This is a genomic window from Arthrobacter sp., from assembly GCF_031179985.1.
Taxonomy (GTDB): Bacteria; Actinomycetota; Actinomycetes; order Actinomycetales; family Micrococcaceae; genus Arthrobacter.
Genome location: NZ_JAPSHJ010000013.1, coordinates 35,143 through 52,979 on the forward strand (window position 1 = coordinate 35,143; position 17,837 = coordinate 52,979).

General features: G+C 62.8%; 13 protein-coding genes and 1 tRNA gene. 10 read left to right on the top strand and 4 right to left on the bottom strand.

The features are described 5' to 3' along the window. Positions 1 to 5 precede the first annotated feature (5 nt). Positions 6 to 974, top strand: a complete 969-nt coding sequence (gene rsmI / locus RIN13_RS08520; protein ID WP_309106944.1) for a 16S rRNA (cytidine(1402)-2'-O)-methyltransferase — start codon at positions 6 to 8, stop codon at positions 972 to 974. Positions 975 to 1,113: 139 nt separating this feature from the next. Beyond that, complete coding sequence (locus RIN13_RS08525) at positions 1,114 to 2,613, top strand: NAD-dependent succinate-semialdehyde dehydrogenase (RefSeq protein ID WP_309106902.1); 1,500 nt, start codon at positions 1,114 to 1,116, stop codon at positions 2,611 to 2,613. Between the two features lie 52 nt (positions 2,614 to 2,665). Here the strand turns inward: RIN13_RS08525 and RIN13_RS08530 are convergent, their stop codons facing one another. Genes RIN13_RS08530 through RIN13_RS08540 form a run of 3 tightly spaced genes read right to left on the bottom strand, consistent with a single transcriptional unit; the run spans position 2,666 to position 7,803 of the window. Continuing rightward, positions 2,666 to 5,173 carry a DUF3488 and DUF4129 domain-containing transglutaminase family protein gene (locus RIN13_RS08530; protein ID WP_375164751.1) on the bottom strand — a complete coding sequence of 836 codons (2,508 nt, stop codon included), beginning with the start codon at positions 5,171 to 5,173 and terminating at the stop codon, positions 2,666 to 2,668. Further along, positions 5,170 to 6,666 carry a DUF58 domain-containing protein gene (locus RIN13_RS08535; RefSeq protein WP_309106903.1) on the bottom strand — a complete coding sequence of 499 codons (1,497 nt, stop codon included), beginning with the start codon at positions 6,664 to 6,666 and terminating at the stop codon, positions 5,170 to 5,172. Before RIN13_RS08535 ends, RIN13_RS08530 begins: the two co-directional genes overlap by 4 nt. Positions 6,667 to 6,678: 12 nt before the next feature. Further along, positions 6,679 to 7,803: an AAA family ATPase gene (locus tag RIN13_RS08540; RefSeq protein WP_309106904.1), complete on the bottom strand. Its 1,125-nt coding sequence runs from the start codon at positions 7,801 to 7,803 to the stop codon at positions 6,679 to 6,681. A 162-nt stretch (positions 7,804 to 7,965) separates the two neighbouring features. Between RIN13_RS08540 and RIN13_RS08545 the strand changes: the two genes are divergently transcribed. From RIN13_RS08545 to RIN13_RS08565, 5 genes are all read left to right on the top strand, one after another. After that, complete coding sequence (locus RIN13_RS08545) at positions 7,966 to 8,853, top strand: TatD family hydrolase (protein ID WP_309106905.1); 888 nt, start codon at positions 7,966 to 7,968, stop codon at positions 8,851 to 8,853. 270 nt (positions 8,854 to 9,123) lie between these two features. After that, positions 9,124 to 10,305, top strand: coding sequence for a ubiquitin-like domain-containing protein (locus tag RIN13_RS08550; protein WP_309106906.1), 1,182 nt, complete (start codon positions 9,124 to 9,126; stop codon positions 10,303 to 10,305). A gap of 148 nt (positions 10,306 to 10,453) precedes the next feature. After that, positions 10,454 to 11,344 (top strand): 16S rRNA (adenine(1518)-N(6)/adenine(1519)-N(6))-dimethyltransferase RsmA, encoded by an 891-nt coding sequence (rsmA, locus tag RIN13_RS08555; protein ID WP_309106907.1) that lies wholly within the window; start codon positions 10,454 to 10,456, stop codon positions 11,342 to 11,344. A gap of 57 nt (positions 11,345 to 11,401) precedes the next feature. After that, a complete protein-coding gene (locus RIN13_RS08560) occupies positions 11,402 to 12,364 on the top strand; it encodes a 4-(cytidine 5'-diphospho)-2-C-methyl-D-erythritol kinase (protein ID WP_309106908.1) in 963 nt (320 codons plus the stop codon). Between the two features lie 44 nt (positions 12,365 to 12,408). Beyond that, positions 12,409 to 14,235, top strand: coding sequence for an ABC-F family ATP-binding cassette domain-containing protein (locus tag RIN13_RS08565; protein ID WP_309106909.1), 1,827 nt, complete (start codon positions 12,409 to 12,411; stop codon positions 14,233 to 14,235). A 24-nt stretch (positions 14,236 to 14,259) separates the two neighbouring features. On the opposite strand, the gene RIN13_RS08570 is transcribed toward RIN13_RS08565, so the two are convergent. After that, on the bottom strand, positions 14,260 to 14,859 hold the full coding sequence (locus RIN13_RS08570) for a TetR/AcrR family transcriptional regulator (protein WP_309106946.1): 600 nt from the start codon (positions 14,857 to 14,859) through the stop codon (positions 14,260 to 14,262). A 209-nt stretch (positions 14,860 to 15,068) separates the two neighbouring features. Between RIN13_RS08570 and RIN13_RS08575 the strand changes: the two genes are divergently transcribed. From RIN13_RS08575 to RIN13_RS08585, 3 genes are all read left to right on the top strand, one after another. Next, positions 15,069 to 15,140, top strand: a tRNA-Gln gene (locus RIN13_RS08575). 173 nt (positions 15,141 to 15,313) lie between these two features. Beyond that, entirely contained in the window at positions 15,314 to 16,804 is a 1,491-nt protein-coding gene (gene glmU / locus RIN13_RS08580) for a bifunctional UDP-N-acetylglucosamine diphosphorylase/glucosamine-1-phosphate N-acetyltransferase GlmU (protein WP_309106910.1), read from the top strand. After that, positions 16,801 to 17,781 (top strand): ribose-phosphate diphosphokinase, encoded by a 981-nt coding sequence (locus RIN13_RS08585; RefSeq protein ID WP_247044377.1) that lies wholly within the window; start codon positions 16,801 to 16,803, stop codon positions 17,779 to 17,781. The genes glmU and RIN13_RS08585 overlap by 4 nt, the downstream gene beginning before the upstream one ends. Positions 17,782 to 17,837: the final 56 nt, after the last annotated feature.

The window sequence follows — 17,837 nt, forward strand, 5'->3', positions numbered from 1 at the left end:
TGCCCATGCTACCTTTTACGGCTGTACTCCTTGGCGGCAGTACGCTGGTTGATGTGGATCCTCAACTCAGCACTTCTCCCCTCAGCCCTGCGCCAACGGACGCACCTGACGCAGCCCACGAACCAGGGGGCGGAGCCGGCGGCGCAGGCCGTGTCGTACTGGCGGCCACGCCCATCGGAAACGTGGGGGACGCATCCTCAAGGCTGATAGAGCTGCTGAGTACCGCGGACATCGTCGCTGCTGAGGACACCAGGCGCCTGCACCGTCTCGTCCAGAGTCTGAACATTACCGTCGCCGGCCGGATCATCAGCTACCACGAGCACAACGAAGCCACAAAGACAGCAGAGCTTCTTGACCATGTGAAAACGGGTAAAACCCTGGTGATGGTTACGGATGCCGGCATGCCGTCCGTCTCAGATCCTGGCTTCCGGCTGGTGGAGGGAGCGGTTGCCGCAGGGCTCACCGTGACGGCTGTTCCAGGCCCGTCCGCAGTGTTGACTGCGCTGGCCCTGTCCGGGTTGCCTACGGACAGGTTCTGCTTTGAAGGCTTTCTGCCCCGCAAATCGGGGGAGCGTGCGTCCCGGCTCGCTGAGCTCGATCAGGAGCGCCGGACCATGGTGTTCTTCGAGGCGCCGCACCGGCTTGAGCCAATGCTCCGTGCCCTGCACGAGCGGTTTGGCGCTGAACGGCAGGCGGCCGTCTGCCGTGAACTCACCAAGACGTATGAGGAAGTGATTCGCGGGACCCTGCGCGAGTTGTTGGAGTGGGCCGAGACCCAGGACGTCCGGGGGGAAATAGCTGTGGTGGTGGGCGGGGCACCGGAAAAAACGCCCGGACAGCCCGAAGACCATGTTGCCGCAGTAAACGAATTGATTTCCCAAGGTATCCGTCTCAAGGAAGCAGTGGCAGCTGTTGCTGAGGACGCCAGGGTCAGTAAACGTGAGCTGTATTCGGCGGTGTTGGCTGCGCGCTGACTGCTGTGCAGATGCACAGCAGTAGCCGCTTCGCACAGTGCGCAATTTCGTAGACACCCCTGAGAACCGGGCAGTACGGTGGCAGTAATCCAGCTTCTGGCTGAACCACCCAAACCCAACTGCTGACGAGGGAGTCATCGTGACTGTCACTGCACACCACACTGTAACCGCGGAGCGTGAGCGCGAGTTGCTGTCCTCTGTTCCTACTGGTCTTCTGATCAATGGCGAGTGGCGTCCGGCTGCTTCCGGGAAGACGTTCGACGTCGAGGATCCCTCCACCGGGAATACCCTCGTCAGCATCGCTGACGCCGGTCCCGAGGATGGCGCGGCAGCACTTGATGCCGCCGCCGCTGCCCAAGAATCCTGGGTTAAGGTTCCTGCCCGTGAGCGCGGCGAAATTCTGCGCCGCGCGTTCGAGCTTGTGACGGAACGCGCCGATGACTTTGCACTGCTGATGACCCTCGAGATGGGCAAGCCACTGGCCGAAGCGCGCGGCGAGGTCACCTACGGTGCAGAATTCCTGCGCTGGTTCTCTGAGGAAGCAGTCCGGGCTTTTGGACGCTATTCAGTCTCCCCTGACGGAAAGTCCCGGCTCCTGGTCCAGAAGAAGCCGGTAGGGCCTTGCCTGCTGATCACGCCGTGGAACTTTCCGCTGGCCATGGCTACCCGAAAGATCGCCCCGGCGGTCGCTGCCGGCTGCACCATGGTGCTCAAATCTGCAAACCTTACCCCGCTGACCTCCCAGCTCTTTGCAGCAGTCATGATGGAGGCAGGGCTCCCGGCAGGCGTCCTGAACGTCATCCCCACCTCGACGGCAGGCGCGACCACAGGTCCCCTGATCAAGGACTCCCGGCTCAGGAAGCTCTCCTTCACCGGCTCCACTGAGGTTGGCCGCCGTCTGCTCTCGGACGCATCGGAGAACGTCCTCAGGACGTCCATGGAGCTCGGCGGGAACGCACCCTTTGTGGTGTTCGGGGATGCCGACGTCGACGCAGCAGTCGCTGGCGCAATGCTCGCCAAGCTGCGGAACATGGGTGAGGCTTGCACTGCAGCCAACCGTTTCATCGTGCACGAGTCAGTGGCTGATGAGTTCGCGGAAAAGTTCGCGGCAAAAATGGCCGACATGACCACAGCGCGTGGAACCGAAGAAAACTCGAAGGTCGGCCCGCTCATCGACGCCAAGAGCAGGGACAAGGTGCACGAACTTGTGTCCGACGCTGTTGCTGCCGGAGCAGTCACGGTAACGGGCGGCGCACCGGTAGATGGACCCGGCTACTTCTACCAGCCCACCATCCTCAAGGGCGTCACGGAGGGCACCCGCATCCTGTCCGAGGAAATCTTCGGACCGGTGGCCCCGATCATCACGTTCGATACCGAAGACGAAGCCGTCCGTCTGGCCAACAACACCGAATACGGACTCGTGGCCTACGTATACACGAGGGACCTCAACCGCGGTATTCGGATGGGAGAACGCCTCGAGACGGGAATGCTGGGCCTGAATGCCGGCGTCGTCTCCAATGCCGCAGCTCCCTTTGGCGGTGTGAAGCAGTCCGGCCTCGGGCGGGAAGGCGGCCTCGAAGGCATCGAGGAGTACCTCTACACCCAGTACATCGGCATTGCCGATCCCTACGCCGGATAGCCCCTTTCCGCGCCGGCTTCACGTGCCTGGCGTTCCAGCCAGCCTTCCTTTGCTAGCCTTCCCTGACACGGCGCAGGCCGTCGCGCGTCCTTACCAATGTTCGTGCGGCGGCCCGCCGCCAGACGCCAACGTTCCGGGAGACTGCACGGAACGGCGTGCCGAGGGTGGACAGCCAGCGATCCATCACGGCAGGCGGGAGCCACGATGCCCGGAACCTCACCAACCGCCGTGCATTAGCCCGCAGGGCAGCGATGATCAGGTCTATCCGCGCGGCGGCTATTGCCGCAGGAGTTCCGCCGGGCCGGGACTCGCCGGGTGCAGCTTGTGACCGCAGGGGCCGCCCATACTCCCGGCGCTCGAAATCCTGCACCAGGGAATCAACTGCCCGATGGGCTGCACCGTCCCTGCCGTCTTCCTCGCCCAGCGCTCCTGACCGGCGCAGGCGGGCGGAGAAATGCCGGGGAGTCTCACTGGGCCGTGGCGGTACACCGTAATCAATTGCCAAATCGCGGAGCTCGGCCCAGGACTGCAGTGCAGCGTCGTCGCTGGCCGCAGGTCCCGGCCTCAGCCGGCGGGACCGCAGCCCCGTGCGAATCAGCCGCGGCGAAGCCAGAAGCAAGCCGAGCAGAAGTACGCCCAAGCCACCATAGAGAACCGGCAGCAGCTGGAAGCCGGCAGCCCCAGCGGCCCCGCCGCCGGGAAGAGGCACGGGTGCGGTGCTGGGAAGCGGTGCGGCGCTGGCAGCGCCTGACGGAATCAGGTCGTCATTGTTCTGGTTCGTACTGGCACCGCCGGAGATGCTTGTCTCCGAGGCGTAAGCGGGAACCACTCCGCGTGAGGGAGTCGGTTCGAAGGGAACCCAGCCCAGGCCTTCGAAGTACAGCTCTGGCCACGCATGCGCATCCCGGGCGTCCACCTCATACTCAGGCACGGCACCCTGCCCTGCCAGCGAAACTGTCTGTCCGGTTGGCCTGCCGGGGGCATAACCCACGGCGATACGGCTGGGGATACCCTCAAGCCGGGCCATGACAGCCATCGCGGACGCATAGTGGATGCAGTAGCCGCTCTTTTGGGCGAGGAAATCGGCCAGGACGGACAGCCCGTTGCCGTCATAGCCACCCTGGACGGGAGATTCCAGGGAATAGGTGAACTCTGATGAACGAAGGTATCTCTGGATTGCCAGGGCCTTGGAATACGATGTGTTGCTTTCCCTGGTAATTGTGTCGGCCGTGGTCCGGACGATGTCCGGAACCCCTGCCGGCGGGCGGATGAAATCATCTGAAATCCCCCGTACAGGAGCGGACGACCTGGCCAGCAGGTCTACTGTCAAGGTGGGCATGCTGGAGACCACCACGTACTGCTGGCCCCGGGAATTGGTGTCAACGCCCTTGATGCTCAGTGTGGAAGGATCCCAGCTCCACCTGCCATCCAGGCCGTTCACACCGGCAGGTGCATACGGCACAGGAAGATACGGGCTGGTGAATTGCCCTGCATTGATGACCGTAATGCTGCGGGCCATCTCGGTGGCGCTGATCTCGTAGCCCGGATCCAGCCTTGCTACGCCTCCCCGGCGCGTGTCATCCCGGTCATCAGGCGCCCACGACTCTCCGTCAAACCGATCCACCGTTACTGATCTGAGGTACAGCGGCGAGGTGGCCGTGGAGGCATACGTAATCCGTCCCTCCCCGGTCGGGCTTCGAAGGCTGTTGCCCAGGCTGATCATGGGGTTGAGGCCGCTTGATGAACCCCATGGGTTCAGGCGCGAGCCTTGGGGGAATGTGCCCCTCTCAAACCCTGGAATCAGTGGTTGAAGCAGGAGTGTGGCAAGGAGCGCCACACCGCCTGTCATGGCCGCCCGTTTGAACTGCCCCGGATTCCTGCCCGCTCCCGCCTGCAGCCGGTTGGCTGAGAACCACTGGCTGCAGCCCACGATCATCAGGTAGCCAACGGCGGTGACGATGAATGCCGGAAGCCCGACGCTCTGGGGCTTGATCATTGCCGGAACCACCAGGACCGCAAGCAATCCGAGACCGCTCGTGGCGGGCATTCCGAGGGGGACGGCAAGCGCATCGACCAGAATTACCACCAGCCCCAGAACAGCGCAGGTCACCAGTACGATGCCAACGTTGGGGGCGACGGGGGCACTTTCGGCGAGGACTGTTTCCGTGGCCCTGCGCACGTACAGGCCCAGCATATCCATCGTTTCGCCGGATGGAATGAATCCTGCGATGCTGTTCCTGCGGAAAAAGGTGAAGGTCAGAATAAGGACCAGGGAGACGAAGCCGCCTGCGGCAACCAGCAGCGGTTGGGCCCGGGCCGCGCGCAGCAACGCCATGGCAGCCACCACAACAACCACGGTGGTCACGACGGGAATGTACCAGGCCCAGCCACGCAACACCCCATTAAGTGATAACGCGGCGCCACTCACGGCCAGCGCCACGGCTGCCGCCATCGCCCACGGGTAAGGGCCTACACGGCGGGGGGCACCTTGTCGGGGGTCGGTTGGAGCCAGGACAAGTGCAGGTGCTGAGGTGTCTGTCCGCTGGGGCGTCATGGTCATCGGTCTACTCCTGCTCCACGCCGTACATCAGCGGCCGCGGTGGAGCCTGCGGCATCGCCCTCATCGAATGAGACCCAGGCTGCGGGCAGGGACGTAGTTGCCTTGACCGCGATGGCCCGCCAGCCGCCAAGCCGCAGGGCTTCCAGTGCATCATGGGACGCCTCGGGATGATCGGTGATGACGATGGCGAAGGCGTTGGCGCCGAAGGCCGCTGCCTGCGACAGCGATCGGGCTTCCTGCAGGGTAACCTTTCCCAGGATAGCCAGGAGGGGTCCCCGGAGGCGGTGGGCGGAAAGTTTGTCGATCAGCCTGGTGTCAAATGCGCGGGGACCGGACTCGGCCAGGAGAGAGTTTTCCCGGGCGTCCCGGTTTTCCCGCTTCTCGCCATCCGTGTCACTCTCCCTGCGGTCACCATTTCTTCTCTCGGTGTCCCCTCGACCGGAGTTTCGGCGGATGTGGTGGGAACCTGAAAGCTGGATTGCTGCGAGGCTTTCCGCCACGGATTGCAGTCCGGCGGCTCCGTTGAAGTCCTCAGACTCCGGTTCAGGTGCCGAAGGGGAGTGAAGGAAGGCAGGATCCCCGTGCGCATCAAGGAACCGAAGCACATAGTTACGCTCAGCGAGGTGCGTGCTGATGGACATTGCCGCAGTAACGGCCCATTCAAAGCTGTCGCTGGTGACGAGTTCCTGGCCGGAGTCTCCGTGTGCTCCACTGAAGACCGAACTAAGAGCGTTGTGGAAAGCGGTGTACCTCTGATCGAGAATGATGGTGGCTTCCGGCGTCGTGACTGATTCCTCCTGCCGCACCATCAGCTCGCCATGGCGCGCTGTCGCTGCCCAGTGCACCCTCCGCATGGGGTCACCGTGGCGGTACTCCCGTGTCATGACGTCGTCGTCACTCGGATTGGCCCGGATCCGCGTGGCAGTCACTCCGTCGCTGCCGCGCGCACCCGCGAGTCCGGTAATGGGAAGTTCGACGGCGGCGGGCGTCACAGTGAGCGTGTCGCCGTCGTCTATGGAATGGCGATGGAGGGAGAGTCCAAAGGGATCACTGAATTCCGCTGTGACCGGGCCGATGGTGAATTGGCCGCGCTTCCCGGACCGCAGATGGTACTCGTAGCGGCTGGTTCCGCCGACTGCGGAGCGGGCAGGGAACCGGAACGCCGGGGACTCCCCGAACCGCGGCGGAAGTTTCTCCTCCATCATCACAACACCCGCGCCTGCCCCGGTCCGCGCCACGGCAAGCCTGACGGTTGAGGTGGCGGAAGTTTCAACCGTGGAGGGATTGAACTCCCGGTAGACCTGGAACCTCGGCTTCAGGATCCTGATTCCGAGCAGCGCCATCAGCGGCAACAGGATGAGCAGCAGCGCCAAGGTGAGGAGATCGCGCCGCCCCATCACTTGCGCGAGCAGGAGCGCCAGAACGCCGGCGGTCAGGAGGCCCCAGCCGCGGGTACTGAAAATGTGTTTGGGAAGGTGATCAAGGACAGCCAACGTGCGTACCTGCTAACTGCGGTTCCGCAGGGTTTGCCCCGGATCCAGTCCGCGTTGGCCAGCCAGCCTCGGCGCGGAGAGGGCAACATTCTGTTCGACCGGAATTCTGGCGAGGATTCCCCGGATCACACTTTGCGGGCTTTCGCCCGTGCTGGCAGCTTTCCGGTCCAGGATGATCCTGTGCGCGAGAACCGATTCGGCAATGCCCATCACATCATCCGGAAGAACAAAGTCCCTGCCTTCCAGCGCGGCTGTGGCCTTGGCGGCCCGCAGCAACTGAAGCAGGGAGCGTGGGCTCGCGCCGAGGCGCAGAAGGGCGCTTTCCCGGGTGGCCCGCCCGATGGCAACTGTATATTCCTTCACCGCCTGGGAAACGTAAACCTGCTGCACGGTGGTGATCATTGCAGCGACGTCAGCCGCCGTAACCACAGCTGAGACGTTGGCCAGGGGAGAGGTCGCCTGATGCGTCTCCAGCATCTCTATTTCGGAGTCTTTATCCGGGTATCCCATGGAAATCCGTGCCATGAACCTGTCCCGCTGCGCTTCGGGAAGGGGGTAAGTTCCCTCCATCTCGATTGGATTTTGAGTGGCTACCACCATGAACGGCTCATCCAGATGGTAGGAATCCCCGTCCACCGTGACCTGGTGCTCTTCCATGCACTCCAGAAGTGCCGACTGGGTTTTGGCTGATGCCCGGTTGATCTCATCGCCGATCACGATGTTTGCGAACACCGCTCCCGGCCGGAACTCGAAAAGCCGTGAGGCCTGGTTGTAGATGGATACGCCCGTGACGTCCGAGGGCAGTAGGTCCGGGGTGAACTGAATGCGGCTGACGGAACAGTCAATGGTGCGCGCCAGCGTCTTGGCCAGGAGCGTCTTGCCAACCCCCGGCACATCTTCCAGCAGCAGGTGGCCTTGGGCCAACAAAACGGTCAGGGCGAGCTTGGCGGCGTCTGCCTTCCCGTCGATCACAGTGTTGATCGCCGTCAGGATTCGCTCGCTGGCAGCGTGGAAGGCCTCGGCCCGCATCGCTGCGGGCCGGTGTCCGTTCACGTGCCCGGCAGTTGCCGCAGCAACAGCCAGGCCCTGCCTTTCGGCAAGCGCTTCATCTACGGTGATGTGTCGCTGGGGGTCCATCGGCAACCTTTCAGCCCTGGGGGAACTCGACGGGACGGCTGGGACAGCCGGCGCCCGCCAACGGGTGTGTGCCTGTCTTGGTACCAGACTACTAACACAACTGCCGGGCCTAACAGAGAGTTCCGGGTAAATCTGGGGACATCGCCCGGTTAAGGTAGAGGAATGCTCAACCCGCTGACTCCCGTGCCCTTCCGTGAGCCTGGCAGCGACGGTTCCGGCAGGCACGGCTATCCGCCCGCGCCCGAACCGCTCCCCGTACCTGTCATGGACAATCACACGCATCTGGATTTCCGTTCCGGATCCCTGACGGTGGACGCCTCTGCCGCCCTGGATGCGGCTGCAGCCGTTGGAGTCCAAGGGGCTGTCCAAGTGGGATGCGACCTTGAGTCCTCACGGTTTACGGTTCAGGCAGTGGAACGGGATTCCCGCCTCCTGGGCGCCGTGGCGATTCACCCCAATGACGCACCCGAGTATGCCCGAAAAGGGGAACTCGAGGATGCCCTTTCGGAAATAGAAACGCTTGCTTCGCACCCCAGAATCCGTGCCATCGGCGAGACGGGGCTTGATTTCTTCCGTACGGAGGGGGAAGGCCTTGCCCATCAGCGCTACTCCTTCCGGCGCCACATTGATATCGCCAAGCGGCTGGACCTCACGCTGCAGATTCACGACCGCGACGCCCATGACGACGTCGTTCAGGTGCTGAAGGAAGAAGGGGCCCCGTCCCGGGTGGTTTTCCACTGCTTTTCCGGCGGCGAGGACCTCGCGCGAATCTGCAACAACGAGGGCTGGTACATGTCCTTCGCCGGGACGCTGACCTTCAAGAGCGCCCGCGATCTCAGGAGCGCCCTTGCCATAGCCGAACCGGACCGGGTGTTGGTTGAAACCGATGCCCCTTACCTGACCCCGCACCCGTTCCGTGGCCGCCCGAATGCGAGCTACATGATTCCTTACACCGTCCGCGCGATGGCGGAATTGACAGGCTCCGAGCTGTCCGGACTGTGCTCCGGAATTGCTGCAAATACCCTACGGGCTTACGGCTCCTGGGTGTGAACGGCTGCCCTTCCTGAGGGGACGCTGGCTATACCGAGTATGCAAAATTCTTGGTGGCTTTATAACGCTTCGGTTACAGTGGACAATTATTAGCCGGGGTCGGGGAAGGCCTTCGGATAATTCACTGGTCTCCGCGCCGCACCGTTCGCGCGCGCGGGGAGCTCAAGTGTGGCGGCGCACAGGCGTGCTGCAAGCTTTCGGACATCGTCCGGCTTTGCCCTGAGGGCAATCGAGTTTGCAACAGGCGTGTGCGTTATTCCCCGTGCCCGGATGGTTCAAAAGTTACGGGCAATCGTGGTCAAACTATTCACTTCCGACGGCAAGCTAAGCGTCGTCAAGGTCGGTACACAGCTTGTGGTGCTTGTTGCACTCGTTCTGGGACTCGTGGCCTTTGTCGGCAACAACAAAACAATCACCTTGAACGTTGACGGCCAGGTAAGCTCCGTCCAGACATTCGGAGGCACCGTTGGTCAAGTGGTAAAGGCCGCCAAGGTGGAACTGCAGGCAGCAGACCGTGTATCCCCCTCGGCGGATGCCATGGTTGAAAACGGCTCAGTCATCAACATCAACCGCGTCAAGGCAGTGAAAATCAACCTGGACGGCGCGGAAAAGACTGTCAGCACCACTTCTGCAAACGTGGAAGGCCTCGTCACCGAGCTTGGGGTTGCCAGCTCATCCTCCGTGTCTGTTCCGAAGGATTCGCAACTGGCTGTGTCGGGATCAATTGTCACTATCTCCACGCCGAAGAACGTGAGCATTGTGGCAGACGGCAAAGCGAGCAAAACCACCACCACAGCTCCCACCGTCGCTGACGTTCTCGAGGATGCCGGCATCGTCCTCGGCGCAAGCGACCGCAGTTCACAGCCCGCTCACGCGCCGGTTGTAAGCGACATGGTCATCAAGGTTTCCCGGGTTGACGCCAGCAAGACCGCCACCACCTCCGAAGAGATCCCTTTCGAGACCCTGTCTTCGGAAAGCGCTGACCTGCCTAAGGGAGAGAGGAAGGTCACCCAGGCCGGCGCCGCCGGCAAGGTTGACAAGACCTTCAAGCTGGTTCTTGTTGATGGACGCGAAGCCTCCCGGACCCTCGTCTCCGAGAACGTCACTTCCCAGCCCGTCACTGAAAAAGTGACTGTAGGCACCAAAGTGGCCGCGCCTGTAGCGGCCCCGGCCGGCACCAGCACCGGGGCAGCGGCTCCGGCAATGATGAATGAAGCGATGTGGGACAAGATCGCCCAGTGCGAGTCCGGTGGAAACTGGTCCATCAACACCGGGAACGGCTACTACGGCGGACTTCAGTTCGATATCCAGACCTGGATCGGTTCAGGCGGCGGGGCCTACGCGTCAAATGCAAGCCTGGCAACAAAAGCCCAGCAGATCGACATCGCCAACCGCGTCTATGCGCAGCGTGGACTCCAGCCTTGGGGTTGCGGCTGGGCAGCCTCCAGCTGACGAGCTCAAGCAAGTAAAGAAGGCAGGTCCCTTACCGCAGCTGACCACAGTGGTAATGGACTCAAGGCCGGGCCGGGATCCATCCGGGCCCGGCCTTTCCCGTCTCCACGGCCACGGCCGGCCTGGCCTGGCGGGATAGGATACCTAGGTGACTGAACCGACTCCCGCTACGCCCGGCACCGCGGCGCCCGCACCCCTTTTGGGCGCCTCCGACATCCGCAGGCTTGCTGAGGAGATCGGGGTCCGTCCCACCAAGACCCTCGGTCAGAACTTCGTCATTGACGGAAACACCATCCGCCGAATCGTTTCTGTGGCCGGTATTCATGCTGATGAAACAGTGCTTGAGGTTGGCCCGGGACTCGGCTCATTGACCCTGGGCCTGCTGGACGCAGCCAAAGCCGTTGTCGCCGTCGAAATTGATCCTGTGTTGGCGGGAAAACTGCCGGAAACCGTGAATGCGTGGCGTCCCCACGCGGCCGATGACTTCCACCTGGTACTTGCGGACGCCATGAAGGTGACAAGCCTGCCGGTGGAACCGACCGCGTTGGTGGCCAACCTGCCATACAACGTGGCGGTACCCGTGGTGCTTCACCTCCTGCAGCACTTCCCAAGCCTTCGGCACGGTCTGGTGATGGTCCAGGATGAAGTGGCAGACCGTTTGGCTGCCGGCCCTGGCTCGAAGACCTACGGCGTGCCGTCCGTGAAGGCTGCCTGGTACAGCAGCATGCGGAAGGCCGGCGTGATCGGCATGAACGTTTTCTGGCCTGCTCCGAAGATCAGCTCGGGCCTCGTCTCCTTCACCCGCCGGGAAGCCCCCGTGACAACGGCCACCCGGGAACAGGTGTTCGCAGTCATAGATGCAGCGTTCGCGCAGCGCCGCAAAACCCTGCGAGCTGCCCTCGCCGGATGGGCCGGAAGCGCGGCGGAAGCCGAACGGTGCTTGCGGGCGGCAGGCATCGACCCTTCAGCGCGCGGCGAGGTCATAGATATCACCGCCTTTGCCAGGATCGCGGAAGCCCATGCGATCCAGGGAGTGTGAGTCCCTGTGCCCCGGTCTTTCTTGGAGCGCCGCCCTGCAATGCCATAGCTTGGACTCATGAACGCAGTGAGAGGGCGCTTTGCAGCACGTACTGTTCGGGCCAAGGCTCCGGGCAAGGTCAACGTCTCACTGGGTGTAGGACCCCTGCGGGAAGACGGCTATCACTCAGTCGCAAGCGTTTATCTGGCTGTTTCCCTCTATGAAGAAGTAGCTGCCACCAGTACGGCAACCCCTGGGATAACAGTCAGTATTGCCCCGGCCAGCACTTTGGACCTTGACGACGTGGACATTCCCCTCGACGAGCAGAACCTTGCCTACAAGGCTGCGGCGATCATGGCCGATGTGTCCGAGCACTCTACCGGCGTGCATCTGGAAATCACCAAGCGGGTACCTGTTGCGGGCGGAATGGGAGGCGGTTCTGCCGATGCCGCAGCCACCCTGGTGGCCTGCGACGCTCTGTGGAACAGCGGACTTTCCCGTGACGAACTCGCTCATCTGGCGGCTGAGCTTGGCGCCGACGTACCGTTTTCGCTGCTCGGCGGAACGGCTGTGGGGCTCGGGGTGGGCGATGAACTCTCTCCCGCCCTCGCCAAGGCGCAAACGGACTGGGTGCTTGTAACAGCGGATTTTGGCCTGCCCACTCCTGAGGTTTTCCGGACCCTGGATAAGTTGCGCGATGCGGAAGGACTTCCGGTTGAGGAGCCCACCGCCGTCGATCCAAAGATCCTCAAGGCACTGCGGAGCGGAGACGCCGACGCCCTTAGCCGCGTAATGGTCAATGACCTGCAGCGCGCCTCGTTTGAACTGGCGCCCGGGCTGCGGGATATCCTTGGACTCGGTGAATCCCGTGGTGCCATCGCCGGCCTCGTGTCCGGCTCCGGTCCAACGGTGGCGTTGCTGGCACATAATCCTGCTGCGGCAGAAGGCCTGGCGGAAGATCTTCGCCACCATGGCCTCAATGCCCAGGCTGTCCATGGCCCTGTACACGGTGCGCGCATCATCTCCGATACGCTCCTTTAGTAGCTTTTGACAGTTTTGACCTTTTCCTAAGAAAGCAGTTCCCAGTGGCACACCTGCTCGGCGGCGAGAACCTCTCGGTCTCGTATGCAACCCGCACCGTCCTCGACGGCGTTACCCTCGGCCTCGAGGAGGGCGACCGGATCGGCATGGTGGGGCGCAACGGTGACGGCAAATCGACCCTGATGCGGCTTCTTTCGATGCGCTCCACCCCCGATTCAGGCCGGGTGACCAAGCGGGGCGACGTCAATGTGGGCTATCTGGACCAGAGTGATGTGCTCGACGGCGACCTGACGGTGGGGGCCGCCATAGTGGGGGATCAGGCCGACTACGAGTGGGCCCGCAACCCCCAGATTCGCGAAGTCATGGGAGGACTCGTCTCCGACGTCGACTGGCACGCAAACGTCCACGCTCTTTCCGGCGGCCAAAAGCGACGGGTAGCGCTGGCCAAGCTGCTGATCGAAGACCACGACGTCATCATGCTTGATGAGCCAACCAACCATCTCGACGTCGAAGGCGTCGCCTGGCTCTCGCGACACCTCAAGACCCGGTGGCGGGTCAACCAGGGCGCGTTCCTGGTGGTTACCCACGACCGTTGGTTCCTTGACGAAGTCTGCACCAAGACCTGGGAAGTCCACGACGGTATCGTGGATCCGTTTGACGGCGGCTACGCCGCCTACGTATTGGCCCGCGCCGAACGCGACCGGTCCGCTTCCGTGATGGAAAGCAAGCGGCAGCAGCTCGTTAAAAAGGAACTTGCCTGGCTGAGGCGAGGTGCACCGGCCCGGACCGCCAAACCCAAGTTCAGGATCGAAGCGGCCAATGAGCTGATCGCCGACGTCCCTGAGCCCCGGGATTCGATGGCACTGAGCAAGATGGCCACCGCCCGCCTGGGCAAGGACGTTTTGGATCTGGAGAATGTCACCCTGGACTTCCTGGGCGGGCAACCCGGCCAGAAACTCTTCGACAACATCACCCTGCGGCTGGCTCCCGGCGAGCGGCTGGGCCTGGTGGGCGTGAACGGCGCCGGAAAAACGACGCTCCTGAAACTGCTCAATGGAGAGATCCAGCCGACGTCCGGAAAGGTCAAGCGCGGCAAGACAGTTGTCACGGCTGTTTTGACCCAGGAGGTCAAGGAGCTCGACGACGTCGCCGACCTTCGCGTCATTGAGGTGATTGAGCGCGAAAAGCGCTCCTTCAACGTGGGCGGCAAGGAATTCACAGCCGGCCAGCTCGTGGAGCAGTTGGGCTTCACCAACCAGAAGCAGTGGACACCAGTGCGCGACCTCTCGGGTGGAGAACGACGACGTCTGCAGCTCCTGCGGCTGCTGGTGGGCGAGCCCAATGTGCTCATGCTGGATGAGCCCACCAACGACCTCGATACCGATACCCTTGCAGCCGTCGAGGATGTCCTCGACGGCTGGCCGGGTACCCTGGTTGTGGTCAGCCACGACCGCTACCTGCTGGAACGCGCCACCGATCACCAGATGGCACTGCTGGGCGACGGCAAGATCCGCGCCCTGCCCCGCGGCGTGGATCAGTACCTGGAACTGCGGGAATCGGCGCTTGCAGGTTCCACCATCACAGGAGGCGGCAATCCCGTGATCGCTGCAAGCGGCAGCACCGCTCCGGCGGCCCCCGGTGCGTCCGAAGCTGAGAAGCGGGACGCCCGCAAGGCCAAGAACAGGATCGAACGCCAGCTGGGCAAAGTCAGCCAGCAAGAGGAAAAGATCCACGCCCAGATGGTTAAGAGCACGTCCGATAACGACTTCGACTCCATGGCTGAGCTCAACAAGAAGCTGAAGACACTGGCCGACGACCGGGAAGCCCTCGAGCTCGAATGGCTCGAAGCCCTGGAAGTCCTCGGAGAGTAAGCAAGCGTCGGGGGCCCGGGCGGGCTAGTCCTCGCTGTGGAGCTCTGGTTCCTTTTGCAGGCCTGTCAGACCGTTCCAGGCCAGGTTCACGAGGTGGGCGGCTACTTCGCGTTTGTCCGGCTGCCGGCTGTCCTGCCACCACTGCCCGGTCATTGCCACCATGCCCACCAGCATCTGGGCGTACATTGCGCCATCCGCCGAGCTGAAGCCGCGGCGGGCAAATTCGTCGGCAAGGATATGCTCCACGCGTGCAGTGACATGGGAAAGCAAGGTGGAGAAGGCGCCCTCCGGCTGGGACGGCGGCGCGTCGCGCATCAGGATTCTGAAGCCGTCCGTCCGGTCCTCGATATAGGTAAGGAGGGCCAATGCGGCACGTTCCACCAAAACCCGGGGCTTGGCTTCCTCGGTCAGGGCTTCATTGATGGACGCCAGGAGGATGCGGAACTCACCTTCCACCACTTGCGTGTAGAGGCCCTCCTTGGATCCGAAGTGCTCATAGATGACCGGCTTGGATACACCTGCAGCCGCAGCGATTTCCTCAATCGTGGTTCCATCAAGGCCTCGGACCGCGAAAAGCCCGCGTCCCACTTCAATCAGCTGGGTGCGCCGCTGCAGACCTGTCATTCGGGAGCGCGGGGTGTGGCGGGGGTCCCCGGCCGGCGTGCCGGTGGGGTTCTGCGCCCCGCGGGGCATGCCTGCGCTCTTGCTCACTGCTCCATCATGCCCTATAAGGCGTGGTGGCCGGGGGAGGGTTTGGGGTGCTGAGTCGCGTGTGCGCCGACGTTCATGGCAGAATTGATTCTCGTGCCGCGGGGCTTCACCCCGAGGCGCGGTCCGCTCTGGTGTAATGGCAGCACCCCGGCCTTTGGAGCCGTGGAGTATAGGTTCGAATCCTATGGGCGGAACTGCCGCAGTAGCCGGGTTACCGGAAACCCGGGCCGGTATGAAAGCGTGTCCAGTAGGATGATCTTGATGCCGCGACCGGACTGCAGCTCCGGATCGCATGCCGCATCATAGGCCAGCACGAAGCACACTGAACGCGCGATCCACTGAGCAATCTAGCAAGGAGACTCTGTACGTGAGCCCCGTAAATACTGGTCCCGCCGCCGTGATCGTCCTGGCTGCAGGTGCCGGTACCCGGATGAAATCGCGCACACCAAAAATCCTTCACGAAATTGGCGGACGTTCGCTTGTGGGGCACGCCCTCCACACGGCCCGCTCCGTCAACCCGAAGCAGCTGGCTCTGGTGGTCCGCCATGAACGTGATCTTGTCGCTTCCCACCTGAATGAGCTGGATCCTTCCGCGTTGATCGTGGATCAGGACGAACTTCCCGGCACTGGCCGCGCAGTCGAAGTTGCCTTGGAGGCCCTGGACAGCACCGCGCCGCTCACCGGAACTGTTGTAGTCACTTACGGGGATGTCCCGCTCCTGACCGGGGAACTGCTCTCCGACCTGATTTCGGTCCACGAATCGGAGGGAAATGCTGTCACTGTGCTGACGGCTGTACTCGAGGACGCCACAGGTTACGGCCGGATTCTCCGGGACCTCGATGGCACAGTCGCAGGGATCCGCGAACACAAAGATGCTTCCGACGTCGAGCTGGGCATAAAAGAGATCAATTCCGGAATCTACGCCTTCGACGCTGCGGTCCTGCGGGATTCATTGCGCCACATCACCACGGACAATGCCCAGGGCGAGAAGTACCTCACCGATGTCCTCGGTCTGGCCCGGGCTGCAGGCGGACGCGTGGCGGCGGTGGTCACCTCTGACCGCTGGCAGGTTGAAGGCGCGAATGACAGGGTCCAGCTCTCCGCGCTGGGTGCGGAGCACAACCGCCGCATTGTCGAGGCGTGGATGCGCGCAGGAGTCACCGTTGTTGACCCCGCGACGACCTGGATCGACTCGACCGTGATGATTGAGGAAGATGTGCGGCTGCTGCCCAACACCCAGCTTCACGGCGCCACGCACGTGGCGAGGGACGCCGTGGTCGGCCCCGATACCACGTTGACCGACGTGACCGTGGGGGAGGGCGCCACCGTCGTCCGTACCCACGGCTCCGGGGCGGTTCTTGGAGCCGGTTCGAACGTCGGGCCGTTTACCTACCTCCGTCCTGGTACCGTCCTGGGTGAGACGGGCAAGATCGGCGCGTTCTACGAAACCAAAAACGTCACGATCGGACGCGGCTCTAAACTTTCCCATCTTGGTTATGCCGGTGACGCTGAGATCGGTGAAGACACCAACATCGGCTGCGGGAACATCACCGCAAATTACGACGGCGAGAAAAAGCACCGCACGGTGATCGGCTCCGGTGTACGGACAGGTTCAAATACAGTTTTCGTGGCCCCTGTCGAGGTAGGCAACGGCGCCTACACCGGAGCGGGTGCCGTCGTGCGGCAGAACGTTCCCGCCGGCGCACTGGCACTGTCGCTGGCCAAGCAGCGCAACGCCGAAGGCTGGGTGGCGGCAAACAGGCCAGGCAGCGTCTCGGCAAAGCTGGCGGAAGAAGCAGCCCACCGCGAAGATTCCTCAAACACTCCGGCATCAACAGAAGAGGGCAAGCAACCATGACCGAAATTACGGCGCGCGGCGAGAAGAAGCTGGTACTCGCTGCTGGGCGGGCCCATCCCGACCTTGCCCGCGAGATCGCCAAGGAGCTCGGCACAGAACTGCTGCCAGTTGACGCCTATGATTTCGCGAACGGCGAGATCTACGTCCGCGCCGGCGAAAGCGTTCGCGGTACCGATGCGTTCGTTATCCAGGCGCATCCCGCTCCGCTGAACAACTGGCTGATGGAGCAGCTGATCATGATTGATTCGCTGAAGCGGGCTTCCGCCAAACGCATCACCGTGGTTTCCCCGTTCTACCCGTATGCACGGCAGGACAAAAAGGGCCGCGGCCGCGAGCCCATTTCGGCCCGCCTGATCGCAGATCTCTACAAAACGGCCGGTGCCGACCGCATCATGAGTGTGGATTTGCACACTTCCCAGATCCAGGGGTTCTTTGACGGCCCTGTGGACCATTTGATGGCCATCCCGCTCCTGGCCGACTACATCCGCACCCGCGTCGACGCTGAGAACATTACGGTGGTCTCCCCTGACACCGGACGCGTGCGCGTTGCCGAGCAATGGGCGGAACGCCTCGGCGGCGCACCGCTGGCTTTCGTCCACAAGAGCCGCGACCTGACTGTGCCCAACCAGGCGGTCTCCAAGACCGTCGTGGGCCAGATTGAGGGCCGGACGTGCGTCCTTATCGATGACATGATCGACACCGGTGGTACCATCTCCGGTGCAGTGCAGGTCCTCAAGAACGCCGGGGCCAAGGACGTCATCATCGCAGCCACCCACGCCGTATTCTCTGATCCGGCCGCACGCAGGCTCTCTGAATCGGGGGCGCGTGAAGTTGTGGTCACCAACACCCTGCCGATCACCGCCGACAAGAGTTTCCCGCAACTCACAGTGCTCTCCATCGCACCGTTGATTGCCCGGGCCATCCGCGAAGTGTTCGACGACGGATCGGTGACAAGCCTGTTCGACGGCAACGCCTGAGCGCGGTCGGCAACAATTTCCCGGCTATTGGCACAAGCCGGCGGCGGGCCCGTTTT

Excerpts from the sequence above, each read along its gene's own strand:
- RIN13_RS08550 (WP_309106906.1), top strand. The coding sequence starts at position 9,124 with ATGGTTCAAAAGTTACGGGCAATCGTGGTCAAACTATTCACTTCCGAC.
- RIN13_RS08585 (WP_247044377.1), top strand. The coding sequence starts at position 16,801 with ATGACCGAAATTACGGCGCGCGGCGAGAAGAAGCTGGTACTCGCTGCT.
- rsmI (WP_309106944.1), top strand. The coding sequence starts at position 6 with ATGCTACCTTTTACGGCTGTACTCCTTGGCGGCAGTACGCTGGTTGAT.
- RIN13_RS08540 (WP_309106904.1), bottom strand. The coding sequence starts at position 7,803 with ATGGACCCCCAGCGACACATCACCGTAGATGAAGCGCTTGCCGAAAGG.
- RIN13_RS08570 (WP_309106946.1), bottom strand. The coding sequence starts at position 14,859 with ATGACAGGTCTGCAGCGGCGCACCCAGCTGATTGAAGTGGGACGCGGG.
- RIN13_RS08560 (WP_309106908.1), top strand. The coding sequence starts at position 11,402 with ATGAACGCAGTGAGAGGGCGCTTTGCAGCACGTACTGTTCGGGCCAAG.
- RIN13_RS08530 (WP_375164751.1), bottom strand. The coding sequence starts at position 5,173 with ATGACCATGACGCCCCAGCGGACAGACACCTCAGCACCTGCACTTGTC.
- RIN13_RS08545 (WP_309106905.1), top strand. The coding sequence starts at position 7,966 with ATGCTCAACCCGCTGACTCCCGTGCCCTTCCGTGAGCCTGGCAGCGAC.